General features: G+C 66.3%; 14 protein-coding genes. 4 read left to right on the forward strand and 10 right to left on the reverse strand.

Features of this window, described 5'->3' with window-relative positions:
• Window positions 1–19: 19 nt before the first annotated feature.
• Genes purL through purS form a run of 3 tightly spaced genes read right to left on the reverse strand, consistent with a single transcriptional unit; the run spans window position 20 to window position 3,352 of the window.
• Window positions 20–2,329 (reverse strand): phosphoribosylformylglycinamidine synthase subunit PurL, encoded by a 2,310-nt coding sequence (purL, locus tag ACR65J_RS13830; protein WP_440169894.1) that lies wholly within the window; start codon window positions 2,327–2,329, stop codon window positions 20–22.
• Complete coding sequence (gene purQ / locus ACR65J_RS13835; protein WP_440169896.1) at window positions 2,326–3,099, reverse strand: phosphoribosylformylglycinamidine synthase subunit PurQ; 774 nt, start codon at window positions 3,097–3,099, stop codon at window positions 2,326–2,328. Before purQ ends, purL begins: the two co-directional genes overlap by 4 nt.
• Window position 3,100: 1 nt before the next feature.
• Window positions 3,101–3,352, reverse strand: a complete 252-nt coding sequence (gene purS, locus ACR65J_RS13840) for a phosphoribosylformylglycinamidine synthase subunit PurS (RefSeq protein ID WP_015935902.1) — start codon at window positions 3,350–3,352, stop codon at window positions 3,101–3,103.
• Window positions 3,353–3,621: 269 nt separating this feature from the next.
• Between purS and ACR65J_RS13845 the strand changes: the two genes are divergently transcribed.
• Both ACR65J_RS13845 and ACR65J_RS13850 read left to right on the forward strand, forming a co-directional pair.
• Window positions 3,622–3,807, forward strand: coding sequence for a hypothetical protein (locus ACR65J_RS13845; RefSeq protein WP_440169900.1), 186 nt, complete (start codon window positions 3,622–3,624; stop codon window positions 3,805–3,807).
• A gap of 272 nt (window positions 3,808–4,079) precedes the next feature.
• Window positions 4,080–7,187, forward strand: coding sequence for a S8 family serine peptidase (locus tag ACR65J_RS13850; protein ID WP_440170138.1), 3,108 nt, complete (start codon window positions 4,080–4,082; stop codon window positions 7,185–7,187).
• A 105-nt stretch (window positions 7,188–7,292) separates the two neighbouring features.
• Here the strand turns inward: ACR65J_RS13850 and ACR65J_RS13855 are convergent, their stop codons facing one another.
• The 4 genes from ACR65J_RS13855 to ACR65J_RS13870 all read right to left on the reverse strand — a co-directional run bounded on the left by ACR65J_RS13855 (window position 7,293) and on the right by ACR65J_RS13870 (window position 9,665).
• On the reverse strand, window positions 7,293–7,625 hold the full coding sequence (locus tag ACR65J_RS13855; RefSeq protein ID WP_440169902.1) for a subtilase-type protease inhibitor: 333 nt from the start codon (window positions 7,623–7,625) through the stop codon (window positions 7,293–7,295).
• On the reverse strand, window positions 7,622–8,599 hold the full coding sequence (locus ACR65J_RS13860; RefSeq protein WP_440169904.1) for a 3-methyladenine DNA glycosylase: 978 nt from the start codon (window positions 8,597–8,599) through the stop codon (window positions 7,622–7,624). Before ACR65J_RS13860 ends, ACR65J_RS13855 begins: the two co-directional genes overlap by 4 nt.
• On the reverse strand, window positions 8,532–9,116 hold the full coding sequence (locus ACR65J_RS13865) for an SSI family serine proteinase inhibitor (RefSeq protein ID WP_440169906.1): 585 nt from the start codon (window positions 9,114–9,116) through the stop codon (window positions 8,532–8,534). Before ACR65J_RS13865 ends, ACR65J_RS13860 begins: the two co-directional genes overlap by 68 nt.
• A gap of 75 nt (window positions 9,117–9,191) precedes the next feature.
• Window positions 9,192–9,665, reverse strand: a complete 474-nt coding sequence (locus ACR65J_RS13870; protein WP_440169909.1) for a MarR family winged helix-turn-helix transcriptional regulator — start codon at window positions 9,663–9,665, stop codon at window positions 9,192–9,194.
• Window positions 9,666–9,742: 77 nt separating this feature from the next.
• Between ACR65J_RS13870 and ACR65J_RS13875 the strand changes: the two genes are divergently transcribed.
• Together ACR65J_RS13875 and ACR65J_RS13880 are read left to right on the forward strand one after the other, a co-directional pair.
• Window positions 9,743–9,985, forward strand: coding sequence for a hypothetical protein (locus ACR65J_RS13875; protein WP_440169911.1), 243 nt, complete (start codon window positions 9,743–9,745; stop codon window positions 9,983–9,985).
• Window positions 9,986–10,103: 118 nt separating this feature from the next.
• Entirely contained in the window at window positions 10,104–10,319 is a 216-nt protein-coding gene (locus ACR65J_RS13880; RefSeq protein ID WP_141158228.1) for a hypothetical protein, read from the forward strand.
• An 82-nt stretch (window positions 10,320–10,401) separates the two neighbouring features.
• Here the strand turns inward: ACR65J_RS13880 and ACR65J_RS13885 are convergent, their stop codons facing one another.
• From ACR65J_RS13885 to ACR65J_RS13895, 3 genes are all read right to left on the reverse strand, one after another.
• Entirely contained in the window at window positions 10,402–11,760 is a 1,359-nt protein-coding gene (locus ACR65J_RS13885; protein ID WP_440169914.1) for an aspartate kinase, read from the reverse strand.
• Window positions 11,761–11,986: 226 nt separating this feature from the next.
• Window positions 11,987–12,586, reverse strand: a complete 600-nt coding sequence (gene recR / locus ACR65J_RS13890; protein ID WP_141158226.1) for a recombination mediator RecR — start codon at window positions 12,584–12,586, stop codon at window positions 11,987–11,989.
• 74 nt (window positions 12,587–12,660) lie between these two features.
• On the reverse strand, window positions 12,661–16,116 hold the full coding sequence (locus tag ACR65J_RS13895; protein WP_440169917.1) for a DNA polymerase III subunit gamma and tau: 3,456 nt from the start codon (window positions 16,114–16,116) through the stop codon (window positions 12,661–12,663).
• Between the last annotated feature and the right edge of the window lie 15 nt (window positions 16,117–16,131).

The raw sequence follows: 16,131 nt of genomic DNA on the forward strand, positions 1-16,131 counted from the left end.
GCAATCGATGAGGGCTAAATCAGCCGAAGTACTTCGGCAGCGTCCCCTCGTGGGCTTCGCGGAGGGCGTCAAGGGAGAGGCCCTCCACGCCGTTGATCTCCAGCTTGCCGCTGGCCGCGTCCACCACGCCGATGCGGGTGTGGGCGAAACCGCGGGCGGTGCACATGTCCGTGAAGCGGACTTCCTCGGACCGCGGGACGCCCACAATGGCACGGCCCTGGGACTCGGAGAAGAGCGCCGTGAACAGGTCCACGCCGTCCCGGTCCATGATGTCCTGCAACGCGATCCGGGCGCCCACGCCGTAGCGCAGCGAAGACTCCACCAGCGCAGCCGCGAGGCCGCCCTCGGAGAGGTCATGCGCGGAGTCGATCATGCCGTCGCGGGAAGCGTTGATCAGGATCTCACCCAGTGAGCGCTCGGCCTCAAGGTCTACCTTCGGCGGCTGCCCCCCGAGGTGCCCGCGCATGTTGGCCCACTCGGAGCCGTCCAGCTCGGCACTCGTGGTGCCCAGCATGTAGATGGCCTGGCCATCCTCGCGCCAGCCCGACGGCGTGCGGCGCGCGACGTCGTCGAGCTTGCCCAGGACCGCCACCACGGGGGAGGGGTGGATGGGGGTGGTGCCCGTCTGGTTGTACAGCGAGACGTTGCCGCCGGTGACGGGGATGCCCAGCACCATGCAGGCGTCGGACAGGCCGCGGATGGCCTCAGCCAGCTGCCACATGACGTCCGGATCCTCGGGAGAGCCGAAGTTCAGGCAGTCGCTGACGGCCATGGGGATGGCGCCTGCTGTGGCGACGTTGCGGTAAGCCTCGGCCAGCGCCAGCTGCGCGCCGTGGTACGGGTCGAGGTAGGTGTAGCGGCCGTTGGCGTCGGTGGCCAGGGCCACGCCCAGGCCGGACTCCTCGTCAACGCGGACCACGCCGGCGTCGTCCGGGAAGGCCATGGAGGTGTTGCCGCCCACATAGCGGTCGTACTGGTTGGTGATCCAGGACTTGGAGCACATGTTCGGCGAGGCCACGAGTTCGGTCACGGCCGCAGCGAGCTCAGCCGGAGCTGCCGGGCGTCCGGCGTCCTGGACGGACCCGGTGAAGGTGTCGGCCTGGACCGAATCCTGCCACTCGGGACGGGCGAACGGGCGGTCGTAGACCGGGCCGTCGTGCGCCACGGTGCGGGGATCGACGTCGACAATCACGTCACCCTCCCACGTGATGATCAGGCGGCCGGTGTCGGTCACCTCGCCCAGCCAGGAGTACTCCACGGCCCACTTGTCCATCACGGCTTCGAACGCTTCCACGTTCTCGGGGGTGACAACGGCCATCATGCGTTCCTGCGACTCGGACATCAGGATCTCGCCCGGGGTCAGCGTGGGGTCGCGCAGGAGGACGGAGGTCAGCTCGACCTGCATGCCGCCGTCGCCGTTGGAGGCCAGTTCCGAGGTGGCGCAGGAGATGCCTGCAGCGCCGAGGTCCTGGATGCCTTCAACCAGGGAGCCCTTGAACAGCTCCAGGCAGCACTCGATGAGCACTTTTTCCGCGAACGGGTCGCCCACCTGGACGGCGGGACGCTTGGACGGCTTGGTGTCGTCGAAGGACTCGGAGGCCAGCACGGACGCGCCCCCGATGCCGTCGCCGCCGGTGCGCGCACCGAACAGGACCACCTTGTTGCCCTTGCCGGAGGCGTTCGCCAGGCGGATGTCCTCGTGGCGCATGACGCCAACAGCGAGGGCGTTGACCAGCGGGTTGCCCTGGTAAACGGAGTCGAACACCATCTCGCCGCCGATGTTGGGCAGGCCCAGGGAGTTGCCGTAGCCGCCGATGCCCGCCACTGCGCCGTGCATGACGCGGGCGGTGTCCGGGTGGTCGATGGCGCCGAAGCGCAGCGGATCCATGACGGCCACGGGCCGGGCGCCCATGGAGATAATGTCGCGGACAATTCCGCCGATGCCGGTCGCGGCACCCTGGTAGGGCTCAACGAACGACGGCGAGTTGTGTGATTCGATCTTGAAGGTTACGGCCCAGCCGTCCCCCAGGTTGGTCACGCCGGCGTTTTCGCCGATGCCCACCAGCATGTCCTTCTTCATTTCCTCGGTGACCTTCTGGCCGAACTGGCGCAGGTGGTTCTTGGAGGATTTGTAGGAGCAGTGCTCGCTCCACATGACGGAGTACATGGCCAGCTCTGCGCCGGTGGGGCGCCGGCCCAGGACCTTGACGATCTCGTCGAACTCGTTCTGCTTGAGGCCCAGCTCGGCCCAGGGCAGCTCAGTGTCCGGGGTCTTCGCGGCGTTCTCGACGGTGTCGATGTTGAACTTCTTGGTGGTTTCGGTGGTCACTTGTCGCCTCCCACAATCTTGTTCAGTACGGAGGTGAAGAAACCGAGGCCGTCGGTGCAGGAACCGCCGATGCCATCGAGGGATTCGGGGCCGAAGCCCGGCTCCACGGCGTGCTCGGGGTGCGGCATGAGGCCCACCACGTTGCCGGCGGCGTTGGAGATGCCGGCGATGTCCCGGCGGGACCCGTTCGGGTTGAAGCCCACGTAGCGGAACACGACGCGGCCCTCGGCCTCAAGGGCGTCGAGGGTTTTCTCGTCCGCGATGTACTGGCCGTCCTGGTTCTTCAGCGGGATGGTGATTTCCTGCCCCGCCTGGTAGTCCAGCGTCCACGCGGTGTTGGTGTTCTCAACGCGCAGCACCTGGTCCCGGCAGAGGAATTTCAGGTGGTCGTTCTTGATCATCGAACCGGGCAGCAGGTGCGACTCGGTGAGGATCTGGAAGCCGTTGCAGATGCCGAGCACGGGCAGCTTGGCGTCAGAATTCGCAGCGTCGATGATTTTGGACATCAGCGGTGCGAAGCGGGCAATGGCGCCGGCACGGAGGTAGTCGCCGTAGGAGAAGCCGCCGGGAATCACGACGGCGTCCACGTCACCGAGTTCGGTGTCGCCGTGCCAGAGTTCGACGGCGGTGGCACCGGCCAGGCGCACGGCGCGGGCGGCGTCCCGGTCGTCCAGGGTGCCGGGGAACGTAACGACGCCGATCCGGGCGCCGGCAAGGCGCGGCTCCGCGGCGACGGCGACAGCCTCGCCAATCAGGGGAAGTTCAGTCATCTCAGGCCTCGACGACCTCGACGTTGACGACATCCTCGATCACGGGGTTGGACAGGAGGGTTTCGGCGGCGTCGCGGGCCTGGGCCAGGATTTCCTCCGTCACCTCGCCGTCAACCGTCAGTTCGAAACGCTTGCCCTGGCGGACAGAGCTGAAGCTGGTGAAGCCCAGCCGGGGGAGAGCGCCGACGATCGCTTTCCCCTGCGGGTCCAGAATCTCGGGCTTGGGCATGACGTCAACAACGATCCGGGGCATCCGGCAACTCCTGTGCGTGAGCTTGGGTAAGGGCGCAGCGGAGTGGTGCCGTCTCACGCCGTACCGGTGTGTCGGGGACAAAGGGTCACCTTGGGTTGGTTCACCATGAGGTCGGGCGCTCCGCGAGCTTGCCTTACCATTCTACCGGCCCGCGCGCACCCCTTTGTATCCCGGGGGGCCGTGCAGCCGGGCCGGCGGAAACCTGGAGCCGGGGGCGGTTTCCAAAAGTGGTTCTGGAGTTGACGGGAGGCCTTCACTAGGATTGCTGGATGGCTGAGAATTCGAAGTCTGTGCTGTTGCCGGTGGTTGCCGCCGCCGTGTTCGCCGGCCTGGGCCGGATGGTGTTCCAGAAGGTGAAAGCGGACCGCTTGGCCCGCGACACCCGCGTAGCCGGGCCGGTGGATGAGAAGACCAGGCAATGGATCAGTGATGTGGTGCGCACTCCCCGGCAATAGCGCGGGCAGCGATTCTCCGCTCGTTACAGGGCGTCCTTCGGGACGCCCTTTTTCTATACCTGGTTATCTTTCGGCCGTTCGTATGACAAGCAAAATTTCCCACATTGTGCCCTATGTCATATCGCGCTCTCATTCTGTACTCTGTGATCAGTCTGGTCTCAGCACATTACAAAACCTGTAATTTCCGCTGCAGTGCCAGTCGGTCGGCGCCCGCCAAGTCTGGGCGGCACATCGTGAAAGGGTTGCACGTGAAATCAACTGGAATGAGCCCTTTGCGGGCTGGGGGACTCCGGAAGGCGGCCGCGCTGGCCGTCGGGTTGCCCCTGATCCTGAGCTCGCTGGCCGTCGGCCCCGCTTCGGCGGCGCCTGACGCCCAGGGTGCGGGAAATGCTTCCTCCAGCGCAAAGAACAGTCAGTTCAAGGACGGCCGGTACATCGTGGTACTCGCCGGCCCGGCTGCCGCAGCCTATGAAGGGGGAGCAGCAGGGCTGGGCGCAACCAAGCCCCAGCAGGGCAGGAAGCTGGACGCCGCCAGCCCCAACTACAAGGCGTACGACGCGCACCTGCGCAACCAGCAGCGGGACGTTGCAGCGTCCCAAGGCGTCACCCCCGTCCAGCAGTACACCGCAGCCCTTAACGGATTCACCGCGGAGCTGACAGCGGCACAGGCCTCTGCGTTGTCAAAGGACAACCGGGTCCTGGTGGTAGCGCCCGACGTTGAAAACAAGCCTGACTACACCACCAACGACTTCCTTAAGCTCACGGGCCCCGAGGGGGCGTGGGCCAAGCAGTTCGGCGGAGAAGCCAACGCGGGCAAGGGTGTAGTGGTTGGCGTCATCGACTCCGGCTACGCGCCGGACAACCCCTTCCTGCAGGGCGAACCGCTGAAGCCGCTGCAGGGGACCCCGCAGGTTGGTGTTCCCTACCGCACTGGTGACGGCAAAATTGCCATGCTTAAGGCGGACGGCACCACGTTCGAGGGCGAATGCCAAAAGGGCCAGGACACCAGGGCATCCTTTGACGGATCGCTGTGCAATTCCAAGGTCATAGGTGCCCGGTATTTCGCTGATTCCTTCCTTCAGTACGTGCCCCCGGGAAACCGAGCACCGGAAGAGCAGATCTCTCCCGTTGACGTTGGCAGCCACGGCACGCACACCGCCACCACGGCAGCCGGCAACGCCAACATCGAGCAGGTGATCGACGGAGCCAGCTTCGGAAAGAGCTCCGGCGTGGCCCCCGCGGCGAAAGTCTCCGTCTACAAGGTCTGCTGGGAAGACACCAGTCCGGACACCGGCGGCTGCTATTCCTCCGCTTCCGTTGAGGCCGTGGACGCCGCCATCAAGGACGGCGTCGACGTCCTGAACTACTCCATATCCGGCAACAACAACAGCACTACCGACCCCGTGGCGCTGGCGTTCCTGAACGCTGCCGCCGCCGGCATCTTCGTATCTGCCTCCGCTGGCAACTCCGGCCCCACCGCTTCCACCGTGAACCACGCTTCTCCGTGGCTGACCACGGTGGCTGCTTCCACCTTCCCCAGCGACCTGCTGGGAACGGTCAAGGTGTCCGATGGTTCGCTGTACCGCGGTGCGTCCATCATGAAATCGGAAGTGGCGGACAAGCCCGTTGTCGTGGCTGCCGCTGCCGCCGCGCCCGGTGCAGCCAACCCCAACCTCTGCGGCCCGGGAACCCTTGATGCTACCAAAGTGGCCGGCAAGGTGGTGGTCTGCGACCGCGGCGTGGTGGACCGGACCGCCAAGAGCCAGGAAGTCCTGGACAAGGGCGGCGTGGGCATGATCCTGGTGAACCTCACCAGCAGCTCGGAGGACGCCGACAACCACGTCGTTCCCACGGTCCACGTCAACGCCCCCGAGAGCCTGGAACTGAAGTCCAAGCTGGAAGCCAACCCGGCGCTGACTGTCAGCCTGGTCAAGGGCGACCTGACCGGCCTGCCGCCGGCAGCCGCACCCCAGATCGCGGGCTTCTCATCCCGCGGACCCACCCTTGCATCCGGCGGTGACCTGCTCAAGCCGGATATTTCGGCCCCGGGTGTGAACGTCCTGGCTGGTGTCTCCACCATCGGCAACCACGGCGCCCAGTTTGGCTTCATGTCCGGCACCTCCATGGCGGCCCCGCACATCGCCGGCTTCGGCGCCCTGGTACTGGGCAAGCAGCCCAAATGGAGCCCCGCCATGGTGAAGTCCGCCATGATGACCACCGCCTACCCGCTGGTTAAGGCCGACGGCACTCCCAACACGGATCCCTTCCAGGGCGGTGCAGGCCATATCGATTCAACCCGAGTCCTCGATCCCGGGCTGGTCTACGACTCCGGCATCCAGGATTGGCTCGGCTTCCTGAACGGACAGGGCGTGGACACCGGAGCCCCGCAGGCAGGCACAATCGCTGCCCGCGACCTCAACCTGCCCTCCATCGCGCTGGGCAGCCTGGTTGGGGAGGTCCAGGTGAAACGCAAGATCACCGCCCTGGTGCCGGGTAATTACCGGCCCGAAGTGAACATGCCGGGCTTCAACGTCAATGTGGAACCCAAGGCACTGAACTTCGCCAAGGCCGGCCAGACCCGTGAAGTGACCGTGACCATCCGGAACACCAGCGCACCAGTGGGGCAATTCACTACTGGAAGCCTCACCTGGAAGGGCCCCCGGACGGTGACGTCGCCAATCGCCATCCGCCCCGTTGACGCCCAGATCGCCCCGTCGTTCTCCTTCAACTCGGCCACGGGCACCGGCAGCGGCACCATGGAGCTCGTCTCCGGCTCGGACAACCCCATCGCCGTTGGCGTGGAAGGCCTGGCGCCGCTCAGCCAGACCGCCGTCACCAAGACCCCGGGCGCGTACGCGCCCACGAATGACGCGCACAATGCCCTGCTCGAGGTAAACGTGCCGGCAGGCACGTCGTTTGCCCGGCTGGGCATCCAGGCACAGTCGAACGACGTCGACTGGGACATGGTGGTCTACGCCCCGAACGGAGCGGGTGGCCTCACGGCAACCCAGGTGGCAACGGCATCCGCGAGCGAATTCCTGGACCTGGAATCACCCCGTCCCGGTACCTACTACGTGGTGGCCAACCTGTATGCCACCCCGGACAACGGGCCAGCCACTGCCTCCGTCCAGGCCGTGACCTTTGCCGGAGATGCGGGCAACCTGACAGTGAACCCGAACCCCATCGTGGCGCCGAACGGAACCGCCACCTCCGCGACGCTGAACTGGACGGGCCTTGCCGAGGGGTCCTACCTCTCACGGCTGAGCCTCGGCAGCAACGGCATCAAAACCTGGGTGAACGTGCAGGTGGGAACGGGCACGGCTCCCGCTCCGGCCGGCGCTCCCCAGCTTGGCCTGGCACAGGCGGTACCCGCCTCGTAGCCGGGAAGACATGGGGGGAAGGTCCCGGGTGGTCGCCAGGCCGCCCGGGACCTTTTTCGTTTCCTGCCGCTGTGGTTCCCGCCCGGTTGGTCCGTGCGCGGGAAGCTAGGTGGCGGTCCCGCCCAGCAAGGGGCCCATGGCTTTCCAGCGGGCAATTTCACAGCCGTCGGTGCGGCTGAAGGTCGCGTGGACGCTGCGGCCACGGAATGTACCGGTGACCACAGCAACCTGCGGGCCCCCGTACTGCTGCGTGCACAGCTTGGGCGGGCCCGGCTTTGGGAAAAAGATGTCCTCACCGAACCGCTCCACGGCTGCCAGGGCGCCCGCGGGCTCGGGCAGTGTGGTCCCGGCGATGGGGTGGCCGTCCTCGGATACCAGCCGGAACACGTGTTCGGGGGCGTCGGGGTGGTCACGGATGCTGATGGTGAGGTCTATCACCGCGGGGCTCCCGCTGCGATGCCCTCAAGTTCCACGGCCAGCCTTCCGCGCAGGACCCCCGCCTCCGCTGCGAACGTCCGCTGGTGCTCGACATAGGCGGCCTTGCCGTGGGTCGTCTCGATGGGGATTGCGGGATATCCCCAGTCCGCCAGGTCGTACGGGGATGCCTGCATATCCATGGCCCTGATCCGCCACGACAACTCAAAGCAGTCCATCACCAATTCGCTGGACAGCGCCGGCAGCAGTTTGTATGCCCATTTGTAGAGGTCCATGTTGGCATGCAGGCATCCCGGCTGCTCCATGTGCCGTTGCGATTCCCGGCTGGGGGAATGCTCGTTGAGCGGGATGGCGTCCGGGGTATAGAACCGGAACGCGTCGAAGTGGGTGCAGCGGATCCTGTTGTCCTCCACCACCTTGTCCGTACCGGCTGCTCCCAAACGCAGCTGCAGGTACTCATGGCGGAGTTCGAACTTGTCCTGCCGGTAGACCATAGCCCACTCGTGGAGGCCGAAGCAGCCGAACTGGGCCGGCCTGGCCTCAGTGCCGCGGAGGATGATGCCGGCGAAGGCCACTGCATCCTTGCGGTCGGCAAGGAAGGCGCGCCGGTCGAAGGTGACCGCGGTGCTTCCCGCAGCCAGCCCCAGGGAGGCAAGTTCGCCGTCGTCGAGCGTCCGGTAATGCTTCCAGCCAAGCCGTTCGGTTGCGGGGTCGCCGGTAAGGACCGCGCCCCCGCCGGGGTGCCAACGCTTCAGCTGGCCGGGCTTTTGCGTGTAATAGGTGAAGAGGAAGTCCTCCACCGGGTGTTTCTGTCCCGCGGACCGCCGGGCGAGATATGGATCGGCATAGCGGCTGACGCGCTGCAGGTGGGACTCTTCCCTTATCCGCGCACTGTCCGCCGCCAGGAGCTTAAGAGGCTCCACCGGATGCGCCCAATACGTCCTTGGCAGCTTCCCAGGCGCTGATCTCGCATCCATTGGTCCGCGCAAACTTCGAATCCACGGCGACGCCGTCCACCACGCCCGTGACGGTGGCTGTTTGGGGGCCGCCGTACTGCTGGGTGCAGGGCTGAGAGGTGCCCGGCGCGGCCGGAGCCACGATGGCCGGATCGTCTTTCAGTGCAGCGCAGGCGGCAGCGGCGTTGGGATGGCTGCTCTCCTCGGCGGGCGTGCCTGAGGAACAGACCAAGGTGTAGTTGACGTCAGGCGCGCCCGGCGACGGCACTACGGTGATGGCAAGTTCAGCGTTACCCTGCCCCGGTCCATTGCTTGGCCGTGACGTGGCGGGGGCGGGAGCGGGCACAGAGGTTTCCGTGTCGGCGGAGGGAGCGGCGGTGCCGGAGGACGAGCTTCCCGGCGTGGGGGAGGAAGAGTTGGACGAGGACGAGGGAGGGGCTGTCGACCCGGACGTGCCGCTGTCAGGAGTGCCGCTGCAGCCGGAGATCAGTCCGGCGCCAACTGCCAGGAATGCCGCGAGCATCCGAAAATTCCGCATCAGGCCACCTCTCCTTCGTCCAGCAATTCTAGTCGCTTGGCCATGGCCTGCAGGTTGCTGTTTGGCCGCAATCACTCACTGGGTGGTGGCTGCGATCAGTCCCATCATGGACGCGTGAAGTTCAGTGACCTGCTCCCGGGTCAACCCCAGCCGTTCCATCATGGTGCCCGGCACCTGGAGCGCCTGCTCCCGCAGTGCGGTGCCTTTGGGTGTCAGTTCGACCGCCAGTGCGCGCTCGTTGCCGTGCGCACGGTGCCGCGTAATCAGTTCCGCTGCCTCCAGCCGGCGCAAAAGCGGGGAGATGGTGGCCGGTTCCTGGGCGAGGGCTTCACTGATGTTCCGCACGGTCCGGGGGCTGTCTTCCCACAGGCAGAGCATTACCAGGTACTGAGGATGGGTGAGGTTGAGTTTCTCGAGTACGGGCTTGTAGGCGCCGACTACGCTGCGGGCAGCCACTGTCAGCGCGAAGCAGAGCTGATGTTCCAGCAGCAGGTCTTCCTCGCTTGCTGCGGTCATTTCTTCCGGGTCCGTTGCCGCTGTGGCAGTCATTGGTCCTCCAATTGTTAGGGCACTAACCATTAGTGTACATTTGTACCAGGTCAACAGTGAGTGGAAGGAACCTCTTCATGGGCAGGGACAGGTCCGCGGACAAGGGCAACGCCTCCCAGCGCTTCATGCGCGCCACCGGAAAATTGAGGGCCGTCTTCGGCCCCGCCAGCCGCACTGCGCTGGCGCACGATATGACTGAAGAGAACCGCCGCCTGCTGGCCCAGCGCCAGGCGGAGACCCAGCAATGGGAGACCATTACCAGGGCGGACGGCAGCACCTATGTGGTCCCAAAGAACCCTGAGGACCGCTCCCTGCGGTAGCAATTCCTTCCCGCATGCTTCGGAGCCTTTTTCCTGTCCCGGGCATAAAATGGGGGCACTGGCTCCTGCCGGAGCCGGCTGCACTTTCGCCCGATGTTCGGGAAGGGGGTGGAAAACAGTGGCACATGTCCTCACCAGTTTCATGGGCCTGACTGAGAGGCTCCGCTTCGTCTTTGGTCCTGCCACCCGACTGGACGCGGATGCGCCCGTGGTGCACAAACACGACGAATTCGAACAGGCCTCCGAAGAGGATCTTTCGCATTTCGTGGTGGAGACCGATTCGACCGGTCACCACTATGCGGTGCGCCGCGAAGATCTGGAACGCGAAACCTGATCCTTCCTGGATACCTCCAGAGACAGAAAAGCCGGGCCGCCTCCTCCTTTCGGGGAAGGGCAGCCCGGCTTTTCCTTTGCGGCTAGCGGCCGGTGCCGCCGTAGACGGTCGCTTCGCTTTCGGTGTCCAGGCCGAACGCCTTGTGGATCACGCGCACCGCCTCGTCCAGCAGATCGGCGTGCGTGACCACCGATATGCGGATTTCCGAGGTGGAGATCATGTTGATGTTGATGCCGGCGTCTGACAGTGCCTTGAAGAACGTGGCGGAGACGCCGGGGTGCGAACGCATACCGGCACCGATCAGGGACAGCTTGCCGATCTGCTCGTTGTATTCGATGGCTTCGAAGCCGATCTGGTCCTGTGCGGCATGAAGGGCGGCCAGGGCATCGGCGCCTTCGACGATGGGCAAGGTGAAGGAGATGTCGGTCTTGCCCGTGCCGTGGGTGGACACGTTCTGGACAATCATGTCGATGTTCGAGTGCGCATCGGCGATGACCTGGAAGATCGCGGCAGCCTTGCCGGGGATGTCGGGGACGCCGACCACGGTGACCTTCGCTTCGGATCGGTCGTGCGCAACGCCGGAGATGATTGGCTGCTCCAAGGCAACTCCCTCTTGTGTGGTGATCTTGTCGTCGGCGCTGGGGATGACCCAGGTGCCTTCATGCTGGCTGAATGAGGAACGGACGTGGAGTGGGACGCCGAAGCGGCGGGCGTATTCCACGCAGCGCAGGTGGAGGATCTTGGCGCCTGAGGCCGCGAGTTCCAGCATCTCTTCGCTGGAAATCGTGTCGATCTTCTGGGCGGAAGGGACAACGCGCGGATCTGCGGTGAAGATGCCGTCAACATCGGTGTAGATCTCGCAAACGTCCGCTTCAAGGGCTGCGGCCAGCGCCACTGCAGTGGTGTCGGAACCGCCGCGGCCCAGCGTGGTGATTTCGTTGGTGGCCCGGGTCATGCCCTGGAAGCCTGCAACGATGGCGATGTTGCCCTTGTCCAGGGCGGTGCGGATGCGGTGGGGGTCGACGTCGATGATCCGTGCTTTGCCGTGGATGCCGTCGGTGATCATGCCCGCCTGCGACCCGGTGAAGGACTGGGCGGAGGCGCCGAGCTTGTTGATGGCCATGGCCAGCAATGCCATGGAAATGCGTTCACCGGCAGAAAGGAGCATGTCCATTTCGCGGGCGGGGGCGGAATCGGTCACCTGGGCCGCGAGGTCCAGGAGCTCATCGGTGGTGTCACCCATTGCGGAGACGACCACCACCACCTCGTTGCCGGCTTGCTGTGCATCCACCACGCGCTTTGCAACGCGCTTGATGCCGTCAGCGTCCGCAACGGAGGAGCCGCCGAACTTCTGCACGATGAGTTGTTTGGTCACCGCGCCGGAGGCGGTTGCCGCCCGAGGCTGTGTTGCGTTGTGCACTTCGGTGGTGGGCGTACTCATGCGCGTACCTTCATCGGATCAATTGGAGTTCTGGAGGCCAGGCAGCCTGACGCTGGAGGGCGCGGCAATCCTTGGGACAGTTTATCGCCGCGCCCGGAGGGACGTTTAATTGTGACCACATCCCGGCCACGGAGGGCTGTTGCGTCCGCGGGCAGTGGTGCTTGCAGAGAGGGCTGCGGCAGGTCCGGCCGGGGTGAAGCACGACGGCGGGAGGCCGCTGGGTGCCTCAGCCCAGGGCGTTGCGCCGGCCCTCGAAGGCGCGGCCCAAAGTGACTTCGTCGGCGTATTCCAGGTCACCGCCCACGGGGAGGCCAGAGGCAAGGCGGGTGACTGCGATGCCGATGGTCTTGAGCATGCGGGCCAGGTAGGTGGCCGTTGCCTCACCCTCCAGGTTGGGGTCGGTGGCGATGATGACTTCCTGGATTTCGCCGTCGTTCAGCCGGGTGAGCAGTTCGCGGATCCGCAGCTGCTCCGGCCCCACTCCGGCAATGGGGTTGATGGCGCCGCCCAGCACATGGTACCGGCCGCGGAACGAACGGGTGCGCTCCACTGCCAGGACGTCCTTTGACTCCTCCACCACGCAGATGACGGCGGGGTCGCGGCGGGGATCGCGGCAGATGTTGCACAGCTCCTGCTCGGTGACGTTGCCGCAGACGGTGCAGAACTTCACCCGCTCCTTGACGGTGGTGATGGCCTCAACCAGCCGTTTCATGTCCTGGGGGTCGGCTTCAAGAATGTGGAACGCCAGCCGCTGTGCGGACTTGGGCCCCACACCCGGAAGGCGTCCGAGCTCATCGATCAGCTCCTGGACAGCACCTTCGTACACGTTTCCCTCTTTAGCTTGATGTGAACAGCGGATGGATCAATCATTTGGCCACGCCCGGACGGCGGCCGTGGCCGTCAATAGCGCGGCGGAACCGGGCTTCCGTCCAGGGACCGCTCCTCGATCAGTTTTCCGCCCAGTATGCGTTCGACGGCGGCCCGGCCGAACACGCCCGATTCCTCGATGGTTTCGTCGTCGGCGCTGGGTATGTCCTGGACATACGCGCTCGGGGCAGCGGCGGCCCTGGCCGGCGCTTTGGCGCGACCGGCCTCCGCTTCAGGGCTGTTGGACAGACGTTGGTAGAGGCTTTGCCGCGTTTCCGTTCGCGGGGCCACCGGCGCAGAAGCAGGCGCAGCAGGCCCCGGCTGCGGAAGGGAGGGTGCAACTGTAGCCTGTGGAACCGCAGGCTGCGTGACCGCGGCCTGCGCAACTGGGACGGGTGCGGCGGCCGCCATGGCGAATTCAGGTGCCGGAGCGGGGCCGGGGACCGGTGACTGATAAGTTCCCGCAGCCGGCTCCGCCTGTACGGGGCCGGAGACCGCTCCAGGATCCCAGCCTGCCGCCGTTGCAGCAGCCCTCGCCTCCGGCGCCACGGGTATCGACGGGGGCACCTGGGCCGTTGCCGGCGCGTAATGGGGAACGGTGGCCGATGCCCCGATGTTGTCATTTGCGGAAGCGGGGGCGGTATTAGCGCCCACGTTGCTCTTGTCTCCCACCACCCATACTCCGGGCGCCTGTTCCACAGCCCGGGTCCAGGGATCGTGGGCGCCACCCGCAGGCTGGGCGGCCGGCTGGGCAGCCGGTTGCGCGGCGGTGGCCGGTCGCGGGCCATCAGGTGCAGTCATTTCCTGGGGGTTTGCAGCAGCCTTTGTCTGGTTGCCTGCCGGCTGGTGGCCGCCGATGGCAGGGGACGATGGTGCCGTCCGGTTGCCGGGCCGGGCAGAGGGCTCCCAGTCCATGGGAGGCTCCTCATCCAGCGGGGGAGCGTCCTCATCCCGCGGCGGTCCCCAATCGTCATCGGAGTAGGAGTAGTCGCCTCCGGCAGAAGGGTAGGTGGATGGGGCGGCTGGGGTACCGGACGTGTGGGCTTGGACCAGCGCGCCATTAGCCGCCCCGCGGCCAGGCTCAATCCCGTGGGTGCCGCCCTCGTCGGCGTCGGCCACCGGGTGTTCCCCCGGAGCGGTTGCAGCCGCAGGGGTGAGCGAAGGTGCGGCCGACGGGCTTGCGGCGACAGCAGAACTCCCGGAACGGTCGGCAGGGGTGGTGTTCCCAGCAGTGGTGGAACTGCCGGCAACGGCGGAGCTTCCGGCCAGCGGCGTCCCGGTAACTGCCGCGGCTGCGCGTACCTGCACCGCCGGGGCTGCCTGGGCGGGCGCAGGAGCCAGCCCCCAGGCAACGTCAGCTGAGGTGGCCGGAGCCACCGGGCTGGCGGGCACTTTTGGGTTTGGCTCAGAGCTCGCTTGGCTTCCCCCGCCGGCAACCGCATCAATCTGGCAGTCGATGCCGACCGTCTTGTGGATGGCCTGGCGCAGGTTGTCCGAGTGGTCCGCCCGGCCGAACGCGCCGGCAAGCCCGGACGTGGTGAAGGACAGCGTCAAGATACGGCCGTCGAACGCCTGGACCTGCGCATTGGGCTCAACGAGCGCCCATGTGCTGCGCTTGATTTTGGACAGCGCCTGCAGGACGTCCGGCCAAGCCCGGCGAAGTACCTCCACGTCGCCCATGGCCGGGGGAGCGGCTGGTACGGACGCGCCCGGTTCTGCGGAGTGCGCTGGCGAAGCCTGGTGGGCAGGTGCCTGATGTCCGGGAGATTGCTGGTCTGCCGGGTGGTTGGCTGGGGCGTGCGGCCGGTCCTGGCTGTGCGGCGCGGGCGCCCGGCCGGGCGCTTGCCGGTCTTCCTGCGCCCGGGGCACGCCATTGTCCTGTGCCAGCGGCGCCGCCGTGGTCTGCGGCGCCGAAGAAGTTTGCTGGACGGCGTTGGTGGTCCCCGCAACGGCATGGCCCTGTGGTGTGCGGGCACGGGAAGGCTCCTCGACGGGCCAGTCGCTGGTGCTGACCCGCGGTGGTGTGAGGGGACTGCGGGCGCCATCAGCGGCGGGAACAACACGGCCGTCTCCGGAGCCCGCGGCGGCAGGAGCTGCCGGGGCGGCAGGAGCTGCCGGTACGGCCGGAGCGGCCTGGACAGATGGTTCCGTGACGGCCTGTTCCTGCACAGCCTGTTCCTGCGCAGCCGACTCCCGGGGGGCCGGTTCCTGCGCACGCTGGGGGCCTGGCGAGGAATTGCCAGGCGTGGCTGCCGGCACTGCCGTGGCGGGAGCGCCGACGTCGTTCCCTGCGTAGTTCAGCCGCCGCTCCACCCGGTCGATCCGAGCGGCCATGCCGCGCTCGTTCTGTTCGGAGCTGGGCAGCAGGATCCGGGCGCACAGCAGTTCGAGGTGCAGCCGGGGGGACGTGGCCCCGGTCATTTCCGTCAGGGCGGTATTGGTGACATCCGCGGCACGGGAAAGTTCCGCCGCCCCGAGGTTGTGGGCCTGGTTCTGCAGACGGGCTATCTGGTCCGCGGGCATCCCGCGCAGGATGGCATGGGCGCTTTCGGGCATGGCCTGCACAATGATCAGGTCGCGGAAGCGCTCCAGCAGGTCCTCAACGAACCGGCGGGGATCATGGCCTGTCTGGATGACCCGGTCCACGGCGCGGAAAACGGTGGCGGCGTCGGAAGCAGCCACAGCCTCCACGACGTCGTCCAGCAGCGACGCATGGGTGTAGCCAAGCAGGGCCACGGCGAGCTCGTAGTCCAGCCCGTTGGAGCCCGCGCCTGCCATGAGCTGGTCCAGGACCGAGAGCGAGTCACGGACCGAGCCGCCGCCGGCGCGGATCACCAGTGACAGGACGCCCGGGGCGACAGGAACGTTTTCCTGGCGGCACAGGAGCTCCAGGTAGGCCATCAGGGGCTCGGGCGGCACTAACCGGAACGGGTAGTGGTGGGTCCGGGACCGGATGGTTCCAATCACCTTGTCCGGCTCCGTGGTGGCGAAGATGAACTTGATGTGTTCCGGCGGCTCTTCCACGATCTTCAGCAGGGCGTTGAACCCCGCGGAAGTGACCATGTGGGCTTCGTCAATGATGAAGATCTTGTAGCGGTCCCGCACCGGTGCGTAGGTGGCGCGCTCGCGGAGGTCCCGCGCGTCGTCAACACCGCCATGGCTCGCGGCGTCGATCTCGATGACGTCAAGCGAACCGGAACCGCCGCGTGCGAGCTCAATGCAGCTGGGGCAGGTGCCGCAGGGGGTGTCCGTGGGGCCTTGGGCGCAGTTGAGGCAGCGGGCCAGAATGCGGGCCGAAGTGGTCTTGCCGCAGCCCCTGGGGCCCGAAAAAAGGTAGGCATGGTTGACCCGGTTTTTCCGCAAAGCCGTCATCAGCGGCTCGGTGACGTGCTCCTGCCCGATAACGTCAGCGAACGAGTCGGGACGGTATCTGCGGTACAGGGCGGTAGTAACTGTCACAGAGAAAACCCTACCAATCCGGGCTGACATCATGCCGCCCTGTGG

The sequence above is a fragment of the Arthrobacter sp. SAFR-044 genome (assembly GCF_059414985.1).